Source organism: Caballeronia sp. (assembly GCF_049581465.1).
In the GTDB taxonomy this organism is placed as follows: domain Bacteria; phylum Pseudomonadota; class Gammaproteobacteria; order Burkholderiales; family Burkholderiaceae; genus Caballeronia.
Map to the genome: position 1 here is coordinate 1 of NZ_JBAUSA010000038.1, position 1,778 is coordinate 1,778.

1 protein-coding gene is annotated in these 1,778 nt (G+C 56.1%); it reads left to right on the forward strand.

Going from position 1 to position 1,778, the window contains the following annotated elements; all coding sequences use genetic code 11:
* Positions 1-236 precede the first annotated feature (236 nt).
* Positions 237-1,499, forward strand: coding sequence for an MFS transporter (locus WCA53_RS00795; RefSeq protein WP_423904292.1), 1,263 nt, complete (start codon positions 237-239; stop codon positions 1,497-1,499).
* Positions 1,500-1,778 lie beyond the last annotated feature (279 nt).

Genomic DNA, 1,778 nt, shown 5'->3' on the forward strand with positions numbered 1-1,778 from the left:
TACGAACGCTTAAAAAACACCCATCGATTACCACTAAAGCTCCCGATATCCGCGCTTAAAAAGCATCGTGATAATAAGAAGCGGTTGTCGTGAGTAATTGTCGCCTACCCACTGGACGACGGTTTAGCGCCCAGTCAACAGTCCTTTGCCTGGGGGCGCATAATGCCTCGTGTTTTTGCGTGCGCCGAGCACATATACTGCGTCCGATGAACTATGCAAAACGGGCTTGAATTGTCATGGCGAATTCCGCAAACACACTTCCGCAATTTCCTCCGATCGACACAGCTTCCTACGCAGCGCGAAACGAGCGTTACTGGCGTAGAAATCTGGTCATCTGCGTATTTGGATCGTTCACCACGCTGGTTAGTCTCAGCATGCTGCTTCCCTTCCTGCCGTTGTACGTTCAGCAGTTGGGCGTGACATCGACCGCATCAGTCGTGCAGTGGTCGGGCGTTGCGTTCGGGATTACGTTCCTCGGCACTGCCATCACGTCGCCGATCTGGGGGAGGCTCGCGGATCGGTACGGGCGCAAGCCAATGTTGATTCGTGCGGCAATTGGAATGGCCATTGTCATGTCGATGATCGGCCTGGCGCACAACGTCTACGAACTCGTGTTCCTGCGTCTCGCAGCCGGTCTGGTCGGCGGCTTTGCCTCAGCATCTATCGTAATGATCGGCACTCAGGCGCCGCCTGCGCGCTCGGGTTGGGCATTGGGCGTGTTGTCGACCGGTGTCCTGTCCGGAAACCTGATCGGCCCGCTGATTGGTGGTGTCCTCCCCAACCTGATCGGCATACGGGGCACTTTTTTCGCTGGCGGGGCAATGATTTCTATCGCCGCCATCCTCACCATTGTTCTGGTGAGAGAAGATTTCGTCAGGCCCGTAAAGCGCGATAAGCAGAGGGTTCGGGCGGAGGGGTCAGCGCGTCCTCGCAATTACGCTGCGATCGCAGCACTGCTCACGACAGCAACGATGGTCCTTCTCGCCAACATGTCGATTGAACCGATCATCACGGTTTATATCTCCCAATTGGGTGTTCCCCACGCGCGACTGACGACAATTGCCGGCATGGTAATGGCGTCCTCCGCGTTCGGCAGCATGCTGACCGCTGCCAGGCTTGGCGCGATGGCGGACAGGGTCGGCGGGTGGAAAGTCATTATGGGATGTCTGGTTGCGACCGGCCTGGTCATGATTCCGCAAGCGTTTGTGACCCAATGGTGGCAGTTGGCTGCACTGCGGGCAGTGATGGGCATGACGCTGGCCGGACTGCTGCCGTCGATTGCGAAGTTGGTGCGCCACGCTGTCGAGGAAAAAGAGTCAGGGAAAATGCTTGGCTATCTACAGTCCGCGCAGTATGCGGGGCAGGTCGTCGGGCCACTGATCGGTGGTCAGATTGGCGTTCATTTTGGAATGCGTTCGGTCTTCTTTGTGACAGGAGCCTTGCTCATCGCTTGCGCTGGCTTGAATCGTTGGGCGCAGAATCGGCAGGTGAGTCAGTAGGTGGATGACGCATCCATCTATCTGTATGGGTGATACCCCTATTACGACAAACCGCGTATGCGGTTTGGAAAAATTGCTAAGCTTTGTGTCGAGGAAACAGCGATATTTTTGAGGCGCTACGTTCCAGCGAACCATACAGTCGATTCAGCCAAAACTTGCACTTTGCCTTGGTCGGACAATCGGGCGGAATCATCTGCACCGCGTGGAATAGTCGCGGGTGCTTTCATAGCGCAGATAGGCCGCGACGCTGCCAATTTGACGAGAAACCTCATAGCTGCA

Bases quoted from the DNA above. Each gene is read 5' to 3' on its own strand.
- WCA53_RS00795 (WP_423904292.1), top strand. From the start codon at position 237: ATGGCGAATTCCGCAAACACACTTCCGCAATTTCCTCCGATCGACACA.